The sequence below is a fragment of the Sphaerotilus sp. genome (genome assembly GCF_041083715.1).
Lineage (GTDB): Bacteria > Pseudomonadota > Gammaproteobacteria > Burkholderiales > Burkholderiaceae_C > Sphaerotilus.
Genome location: NZ_JBFPGY010000231.1, coordinates 1 through 8453, shown reverse-complemented (window position 1 = coordinate 8453; position 8453 = coordinate 1). Strand labels below are relative to the sequence as shown.

At 67.3% G+C, this 8453-nt stretch carries 7 protein-coding genes; 2 read left to right on the top strand and 5 right to left on the bottom strand.

The genetic code is table 11. From position 1 onward, the window contains the following. Window positions 1–141 precede the first annotated feature (141 nt). Genes AB3X43_RS10195 through cysS form a run of 5 tightly spaced genes read right to left on the bottom strand, consistent with a single transcriptional unit; the run spans window position 142 to window position 5900 of the window. Window positions 142–1413, bottom strand: a complete 1272-nt coding sequence (locus tag AB3X43_RS10195; protein WP_369429736.1) for an aspartate kinase — start codon at window positions 1411–1413, stop codon at window positions 142–144. A 39-nt stretch (window positions 1414–1452) separates the two neighbouring features. Further along, window positions 1453–2796: a tRNA lysidine(34) synthetase TilS gene (tilS, locus tag AB3X43_RS10190; RefSeq protein WP_369429735.1), complete on the bottom strand. Its 1344-nt coding sequence runs from the start codon at window positions 2794–2796 to the stop codon at window positions 1453–1455. 19 nt (window positions 2797–2815) lie between these two features. Next, window positions 2816–3784: an acetyl-CoA carboxylase carboxyltransferase subunit alpha gene (locus AB3X43_RS10185; RefSeq protein ID WP_369429734.1), complete on the bottom strand. Its 969-nt coding sequence runs from the start codon at window positions 3782–3784 to the stop codon at window positions 2816–2818. A gap of 32 nt (window positions 3785–3816) precedes the next feature. Continuing rightward, entirely contained in the window at window positions 3817–4488 is a 672-nt protein-coding gene (locus AB3X43_RS10180; RefSeq protein WP_369429733.1) for a DNA-3-methyladenine glycosylase family protein, read from the bottom strand. A gap of 23 nt (window positions 4489–4511) precedes the next feature. Further along, on the bottom strand, window positions 4512–5900 hold the full coding sequence (gene cysS, locus AB3X43_RS10175; RefSeq protein WP_369429732.1) for a cysteine--tRNA ligase: 1389 nt from the start codon (window positions 5898–5900) through the stop codon (window positions 4512–4514). Between the two features lie 129 nt (window positions 5901–6029). On the opposite strand from cysS, the gene AB3X43_RS10170 reads away from it, so the two are divergent. Both AB3X43_RS10170 and AB3X43_RS10165 read left to right on the top strand, forming a co-directional pair. Next, the gene (locus AB3X43_RS10170) at window positions 6030–7814 is read left to right on the top strand and encodes a L,D-transpeptidase family protein (RefSeq protein ID WP_369429731.1); all 1785 of its coding nucleotides are present in this window, start codon (window positions 6030–6032) and stop codon (window positions 7812–7814) included. Beyond that, a complete protein-coding gene (locus tag AB3X43_RS10165; RefSeq protein ID WP_369429730.1) occupies window positions 7811–8380 on the top strand; it encodes a peptidylprolyl isomerase in 570 nt (189 codons plus the stop codon). Before AB3X43_RS10170 ends, AB3X43_RS10165 begins: the two co-directional genes overlap by 4 nt. The last annotated feature ends 73 nt before the right edge of the window (window positions 8381–8453 follow it).

Sequence of the window (8453 nt, the reverse complement as noted above, 5' to 3'; positions counted from 1 at the left end):
ACTATAGCGCAAATTCGGAGGCGCTGTAAACCCATCGACGGAAACCGCCGCAGGATCCACACCGTGCCTGAAAAGCAAAACGGAGCGCCCGATTGGCACTCCGTTTTCACGGACACAGTCCGGATGGGCCTGCTGGACCGGTCAGGCGGCTGCCCCGCCCTCCAGACCGAAGGCCTTGTGCAAGGCGCGCACGGCCAGTTCCATGTACTTCTCGTCGATCACGACCGAGGTCTTGATCTCGCTGGTGGTGATCATCTGGATGTTGATGCTCTCGTCGCTGAGGGCACGGAACATCGTGCTGGCCACGCCAGCGTGCGAGCGCATGCCGATGCCGACGATCGAGACCTTGCAGATCTTGGTATCACCGACCACCGCCGCCGCGCCCAGCGCCGGCACCACGTCGGACTTCAGCAGGTCGAAGGCGCGCTGGTAGTCGTTGCGGTGGACGGTGAACGAGAAGTCGGTCTTGCCGTCGTGCGAGACGTTCTGGATGATGACGTCCACGTCGATGTTGGCCTCGGCAACCTTGCCCAGGATGCCAAAGGCGATGCCGGGCTTGTCCGGCACGCCCAACACGGTCAGCTTGGCTTCGTCGCGGTTGAACGCGATGCCCGACACAACGGCTTGTTCCATCTTCTCGTCTTCCTCGAAAGTGATCAGGGTGCCCGACTTGGCCTCTTCCTCGATGGCGATGTCCCACGGGGTGAAGCTCGACAGCACGCGCAGCGGCACACGGTACTTGCCGGCGAACTCGACCGAGCGGATCTGCAGGATCTTGGAGCCCAGCGAGGCCATCTCCAGCATCTCCTCGAAGGAGACGGTGGCCAGGCGGCGGGCTTCCGGCACGACACGCGGGTCGGTGGTGTAGACACCGTCCACATCGGTGTAGATCAGGCACTCGTCGGCCTTCATCGCCGCAGCCACCGCCACTGCCGAGGTGTCCGAACCACCACGGCCGAGCGTGGTGATGTTCATGTCCTCGTCGACGCCCTGGAAGCCGGTGATCACGACCACGCGGCCGGCCTCCAGATCGGCGCGCACGCGGGCGTCGTCGATGCTCTGGATGCGCGCCTTGGTGTAGGCGGAGTCGGTGCGGATGGGCACCTGCCAGCCAGAGTAGCTGACGGCGTCCATGCCCTCGGCCTGCAGGGCCAGGGACAGCAGACCGACCGACACCTGCTCGCCGGTGCAGGCGATCATGTCGAGTTCGCGGGTGACGGCGGCGGTCTGGACGGCCGGGGACACTTCGCGGGCCAGGCCGAGCAGGCGGTTGGTCTCGCCGCTCATGGCGGAGGGCACGACCACCATCTGGTGGCCTGCGCGGGCCCACTTGGCCACGCGCTTGGCGACGTTGCGGATGCGCTCGGGCGAGCCCATCGACGTGCCGCCGTACTTGTGAACGATCAAAGCCATGGGGTTGTGGCTCGCTGGGGAGTCGAAAAGCTCACGATTTTAGCCGGTTCCCTGGTCAGTGGAATCTCCGGTGTGGTGCGCATGCCAGCGCAGCGTGGCCTGCGGCTGTCCAGCGGGCGCCACAACCCGTGCATCCAGCCCCAGTCCCGGGACGAACACGAGCTGCTCGCCGGAGAACAACAACGGCCCGCCACGCCCTTCGGCAGGCACCCCCGCCTGCTGGTACTGCTTCTTGAGCGCACGGGGCGGTGTGCCGACCGCCCTCTGGAACTGCTCTCCGCCCGATCGCGGTCGCGCCGTCAGCCTCCGCAGCAGATCGAGCGCGATGCCACCTTGCGTGACCCGCTCGATGTACAGCACGCCGCCGAAGGTTGGCAGCAGCCAGATTCGCTCGGCATGCAGGTCCGGCAAGGCCAGGGACTGCGCGGGCGTGGCCTGCGGCGTCATCGCACCCCAGCGAAGCACACCTCGCCACAGACGCAGCTCACCGGACCCCGGCATCAGCCAACGGGCGTCGACACACACCGGCAGCTCCCGCGACAGCCGGTCCAGCCAGCTGGCCCGGGGCGGCTCCCCCGCTGTACGCCACAGCCACAGATGCAGCAGGTTGCGCAGTCGCGCGCCACCCAGTGCCACAGCCGCCGCAGCATCCAGACCATCCTCCACCGCCACCGCCCCGAGGTCGATCTCAGCCAGCGCCTGCAGACACTCGGCCGCGTCATGCGCATGGCGGGCGGCGTCGCCCAGCACCTGGGGCGCCTGCGGGAACGCCGCCGTCAACGCCGGCCACAGCTGCAGGCGCAGGCGGTTGCGGGCGTAGCGGGGGTCGACGTTGCTGTCATCCTCGATGTGCTGCAGGCCATGCTGCGCCACATAGGCCTCGATGGCAGCGCGCGGGTGCCGCAACCACGGGCGCTGCCAGCAGATGCCGTCGCGCCAGATGGACGCTGGCATGGACGCCAGTCCGGCCGCCCCGGCGCCGCGCAGCGCCTGCAGCAGGAAGGTTTCTGCCTGGTCTTCGCGGTGGTGGGCCAGCAGCACGGTGTCGCAGCCGCTGGTGCGGGCCATGTCCGCCAGCGCAGCGTAGCGTCCGCTGCGCGCCAGGGCTTCGACACTGTCGCCGGACTTCGGCGCCAACCGGAGATGGCGGGCATGGAACTGCAGATCGGCACCCTTGTCTCGCCAGCGTGCGCACTGGTCGGCGCAGTGCGCCAGCCAGTCGTCGGCATGACGGCTCAGTCCGTGGTGGACATGGAGCGCGTGGATCGGGTGCAGCTGGCCAGTGTCGTCGGCCAGCACCCGTGCTGCACGCCAGGTCGCGTGCAGCAGCGCGATCGAATCGCGCCCGCCGCTGCAGGCCACAGCCAGCGGACGGAGCGTCACAGGCAGACCGATCGGAGAATCAGGCCTTGGTGTCGGTGTAGCGGCCGTAGCTGCGCAGGCGGTTGTAGCGGTGGTCCAGCAGTTCCTTGGTCGGCAGATCGACGACCTGGCGCAGCGCATCATTGAGCGCACGCTTCAGGTAGGCAGCCATCTGCTTGTGGTCGCGGTGGGCGCCACCGACCGGCTCGTTGACGATCTTGTCGATCAGACCGAGCGCCTTCAGGCGGTGCGCGGTGATGCCCAGCGCGTCAGCAGCCTCGCTGGCGCGTTCGGCCGTCTTCCACAGGATCGAGGCACAGCCTTCCGGGGAAATGACCGAATACACCGAGAACTGCAGCATCAGCACCTGGTCGGCCACGCTGATGGCCAGCGCGCCACCGGAGCCGCCTTCGCCGATGATGGTGGTGATGATGGGCACTTCGAGCTGTGCCATCTCGAAGATGTTGCGCCCGATGGCCTCGGACTGGCCGCGCTCCTCGGCACCGATGCCCGGGTAGGCGCCAGGGGTATCCACGAACGTGAACACCGGCAGCCCGAACTTCTCGGCCACTTTCATCAGGCGCAGCGCCTTGCGGTAGCCCTCGGGACGGGCCATGCCGAAGTTGCGTGCGGCACGTTCTTTCGTGTCGCGGCCCTTCTGGTGGCCCAGCACCATGCAGGCGCGGCCATTGAAGCGGGCCAGCCCGCCGACGATGGACTGGTCGTCGGCAAACGAGCGGTCACCGTGCAGTTCCTGGAACTCGGTGAAGATCTCGTTGACGTAATCCAGCGTGTAGGGGCGCTGGGCATGGCGGGCGATCTGCGTGACCTGCCACGGCGACAGGCTGGAGTAGATATCCTTGGCCAGCTGCTGGCTCTTCTTGGACAGGCGATCGATCTCTTCGGAGATGTCGACGGCCGACTCGTTTTGCACGTAGCGCAGTTCCTCGATCTTGGTTTCGAGTTCGGCGATCGGCTGCTCGAATTCGAGGAAATGTTTCTTGCTCATATGCATTGATCCTTCTGGGTCAGTACTTAAGTTTAGTACGTGACGGGCAATGGGTCGAGACTTCTCCAGACATACCAGGTGGCCACCGACCGGTACGGAGCCCAGGCATCGGCGACTTCGCGCGCTTCGGCACGCGAAACTGGTTCACCGCTGAAATAGTTCAGGCTGATGCCCTTGATCAGACCGACATCGTCCAGCGGCAGCACGTTCGGACGCATCAGGTAGAAGATCAGGAACATCTCGGCCGTCCAGCGCCCCACGCCGCGGATCGCCACCAGCTCGTCGATGATGGCCTCGTCGCCCATGGCGTCCCACTGGAACTGCTGCAGGCCGCCTTCGGCGAAATGGCGGGCCAGATCGCACAGGTACTCGACCTTGCGCGCCGACAGTCCGGCGCTGCGCAGCACCGGCTCCGGCAGCGCCAGCACGGCGGCCGGCGTGATCAGATAGCGCGACCCGACACCGAGCGCAACGAACCGTGTCCAGACCGACTGCGCCGCCTTGACCGAGATCTGCTGACCGACGATCGAACGGGCCAGTGTGGTGAAGGCATCGCCGCGGCTTTGCAACCGCACCGCGCCGAAGCGCTCGACGAGCTTGCTCATCACCCGGTCGCGGCGCGACAGGTGACCGCAGGCGTCGTCCCAGTAGGGCGGCGTCACCAGCAGCGGCTCGCCGACCTCGTCCACAGGGGTATTGCTCATGGCGGGAGACTCGGTGGCGAACGTCAGGCCTGGACCCACGTCGTGCCCTGGGCACTGTCCTTGAGGACAATGCCCTGCGCGGCCAGTTCAGCGCGGACGCGGTCCGCCTCGGCGAAATTGCGTGCGGCCTTGGCCGCTGCACGTGCAGCAATCTGCGCCTGAATGTGCGCCTCGTCGACCGCAGGCGTGCCGACACCCGACTGCAGGAACTGCCGTGGCACCTGCTGCAGCACACCCAGCACGCCCCCCAGGCGCCACAGCAGCGCGGCGGTCGCGGCCGAGCGGCTGCGGTTGACCTCGCCGGCCAGATCGAACAGCACCGACACGGCAATCGGCGTGTTGAAGTCATCGTCCATCGCGGCCTGGAAGCGCGCCGCGGCAGGGTGGGACCAGTCGATCTCGCCGCCAAGGGTGTCCGGCGCCACAGCGTCGAGCGCGGTGTAGAGCCGGCGCAGCGCGCTGCGGGCATCATCGAGACCGGCATCGCTGAAATTGAACGGGCTGCGGTAGTGCACGCGCAGCATGAAGAAGCGCAGCGTCTCACCGTCGTAGGACTTCAGCACGTCGCGGATGGTGAAGAAGTTGCCCAGCGACTTGGACATCTTCTCGTTGTCCACGTTCAGGAAGCCGTTGTGCATCCAGGTGCGCACGAACAGCTTGCCGGTCGCACCTTCGCTCTGGGCAATCTCGTTCTCGTGGTGCGGGAACTGCAGGTCGAGCCCGCCGCCGTGGATATCGAAGGTCTCGCCCAGCAGCGCGCAGCCCATCGCCGAGCACTCGATGTGCCAGCCGGGGCGGCCCGGGCCATAGGCCGACGGGTACTTGGCATCCGCCGGCTCTTCCGGCTTCGCGGATTTCCAGAGCACGAAGTCGAGCGGGTCGTCCTTGCCGTCGGCCACTGCGACACGCTCGCCGGCGCGCAGGTCGTCGAGCGACTTGCCCGAGAGCCTGCCGTAGCCGGGGAAGCGGCGTACCGCGTAGTTCACGTCGCCATTGCCGGCCTGGTAGGCCAGGCCCTTCTCCTGCAGTGCGCCGATCATCGACAGCATCTGCGGCACGTACTCGGTGGCACGCGGCTCGTGGGTCGGGCGCTCGATGCCCAGCGCACCGATGTCGGCGTGCATGGCCGCAGTCATCTCGTCGGTGAGCTGGCGGATGGTGATGCCGCGCTCCACGGCACGGCGGATGATCTTGTCGTCGATGTCCGTGATGTTGCGCACGTAGGTGACCTGCCAGCCGCTGGCACGCAGCCAGCGCTGCACGACGTCGAAGGCCATCATCATGCGCGCATGGCCGATGTGGCAGAAGTCGTAGATGGTCATGCCGCACACGTACATGCGCACATGGCCGGGGTCGATGGACTGGAAGTCTTCGAGCGAGCGCGTGAGGCTGTTGTGGATACGCAGGGTCATCGATCAGGTCGCTTGGGGTGCGAAAGCTCAGGTACGGCGGGGCAGTATAGCCCCGGCACCGCCGCCAACGCGGCCGGTTCGACCGAGTCCCGAGGGCAGGCGCTGGTTCAAAATATGCACAATCCAGCCATGACCAAACTCCAGGCGCACTGCACCCGCTGGCTGCTGGCGGTGTCGCTGACTGCCGGCCTGATGCAATCGGCCGGCGCGGGCGAGCCTGTGGCGCTGGCCACTGACTCGCTGCGCGAACAGGCGATGGCGCTGGTCTCGCAGCAGCAGGATGCACAGGCGCTGCCCCTCTTCGAGGAGCGCGTGCGACGCCAGCCCGGCAATCCGCAGGCGCTGATCGACCTGGGCGTGGCACTGGCCCGACTGGGACGCCTGACCGAGGCACGCCAGCGTTTCGACGAAGCCCTGCGCACCAGCAGCATCCATGCGCTGGCGCACGACAACCTGCTGCAACTGCAACTCAACATGGCCCGCCACGCCTACGCTGCCGCCCTCCAGTCCGGTGAAACGCCACCGAGCGCAGACACCGGCCTGCAGTGGAGTCCCGCACCAACGCGGACACCCGCTGCGCCTCCGCCGGTGGCGAACGTGCCGGCCTCCGCTTCGCCCGCCTGGATCGCCACCCCGGCCACCGATTTCTCGGCCTGGCTGCGGCCGCTGCTGGCGTCGCTGGTGCTGCTGGCCCTGGGCGCCACCGCCTGGGCCTCGAACAAGCGTCCGCAGGCGGTGCCCCCGGTCGATCCACCCACCTCCACGACGTCACCCCCCGTCACGCAGGTGGTCCCGGAGAACGAGCGTGCCGTGCCGGAAGAGCGCCTGATCGAGGTCTACCGGCTCATCGGGCAGGGACAGCTGACACGTGCGCTGGATGCCGCCGAATCGCTCGCGCGGGACCAGCCGCGCTTCACGCTGGCCCAGCTCGTCTACGGCGATCTGCTGCTGGCCCACAGCGGCGTGCTGCGCGGCTTCGGACGCGGCTCCGCGCAGGTGCCCGGCGGCCAGGCACGGCAGATTGCCCCTCTGCAACTGGAAGCCCGACAGCGCCTGGAGGCCTGGCAACAGCCGCCTCCGCCCGGCACCGTGCCCCGCGAATTGCTGCTGCTGCCGGCCTCGGTGCGCCAGGTGGTGGTGATCGATGGGCTGCGCTCGCGGCTGTTCGTGCTGGAGCACCGCGCCGGACAGCTCGTGCCGACCGCCAGCCTCTACGCCGCCATCGGCCGCCTCGGCGTCGGCAAACAGGACGAGGGCGATCTGCGCACACCGCTGGGTGTCTACGACATCACCGGCCGGCTTGACAGCCGGCAGGTGGGCGACTTCTACGGCGCGGGCGCCCTGCCGCTGAGCTATCCGAACGAGCACGACCGGCGCCTGCACCGCACTGGCGCCAACATCTGGCTGCACGGCACCCGCGCCGAGCGGCACGCAGACGCGCCGTTTTCCAGCAACGGCTGCATCGTGCTGTCCAACCCCGACATGGAGCGGCTGATGCACGACCTCGTGCCGCGCCGCACGCCCGTCGTCATCGCCGAGCGCCTGGAATGGGTCAGTCCCAAGGCACTGGCGGAGCGCCGGTCCGCGGCCATCGCGCTGGCTGAATCCTGGCGGATGGCACGCATGCAGCCAGACCCGGAGCGGCTGCTGGCCCTGTACGCCCGGTCCTTCGACAACGGCGTGCAGGGCCAGGCGGAGTGGCGCAGGCAGCTCGCGAAAGACGCCGCCGAACACGGCACCAGGGAGCGCCAGTTGTCCGACCTGATGGTGCTGGAAGCCCAAAGCGGCGACGACGCGCTGTTCATCACCTTCCGCGAAGTGCTGCGGGGCAGTGTCCACGGATCGCTGCGCCGCCAGTACTGGGCGCGGGAGCGTGGACAATGGAAGATCTTTTCTGAAGGAGTGTTGGAATGAGTTCATCTCAGCTCGTGCGCGCTGCGGCGGCCCTGGCCCTCGGTCTGGCCCTCGGCGGTGGCGCCAGCGCCGAGAAGGTGCGTCTGGTCACCTCGATGGGCGACATCGTGGTCGATCTGGATGCCGCCAAGGCCCCCAAGTCGGTCGCCAACTTCGTCGAGTACGTGAGGGCCGGTCACTACGACGGCACCGTGTTCCACCGCGTGATCAGCAACTTCATGATCCAGGGCGGCGGCAAAGACACCACGATGAAGGAGAAGGCCACCCGTGCCCCTATTCCACTGGAAAGCCGCAATGGCCTGAGAAACACCCGGGGCACGGTAGCCATGGCACGAACGATGGACCCAGATTCGGCCACCTCGCAGTTCTTCATCAACGTGAAGGACAATCCTTTTCTTGACCAGCCCAACACGCAGGACGGAAACGGCTATGCGGTGTTCGGTCGCGTGGTCGAAGGCATGGACGTGGTCGACAAGATCCGTGCCGTGCCCACCGGCAACGTCGGGCGCGAACAGAACGTCCCGCTGGAGCCGGTCCTCATCAAGAAAGCCTCTCTGGAGAAATAACCATGGCAGCCCCCCAAGTCGATCTGCAGACCACCCTCGGCACCATCCGCATCGAACTCGATGCCGAGAAGGC

Coding starts and splice junctions, on each gene's coding strand:
- cysS (WP_369429732.1), bottom strand. CDS start 5,900: ATGACCCTGCGTATCCACAACAGCCTCACGCGCTCGCTCGAAGACTTC.
- AB3X43_RS10165 (WP_369429730.1), top strand. CDS start 7,811: ATGAGTTCATCTCAGCTCGTGCGCGCTGCGGCGGCCCTGGCCCTCGGT.
- AB3X43_RS10195 (WP_369429736.1), bottom strand. CDS start 1,413: ATGGCTTTGATCGTTCACAAGTACGGCGGCACGTCGATGGGCTCGCCC.
- AB3X43_RS10170 (WP_369429731.1), top strand. CDS start 6,030: ATGACCAAACTCCAGGCGCACTGCACCCGCTGGCTGCTGGCGGTGTCG.
- AB3X43_RS10185 (WP_369429734.1), bottom strand. CDS start 3,784: ATGAGCAAGAAACATTTCCTCGAATTCGAGCAGCCGATCGCCGAACTC.
- AB3X43_RS10180 (WP_369429733.1), bottom strand. CDS start 4,488: ATGAGCAATACCCCTGTGGACGAGGTCGGCGAGCCGCTGCTGGTGACG.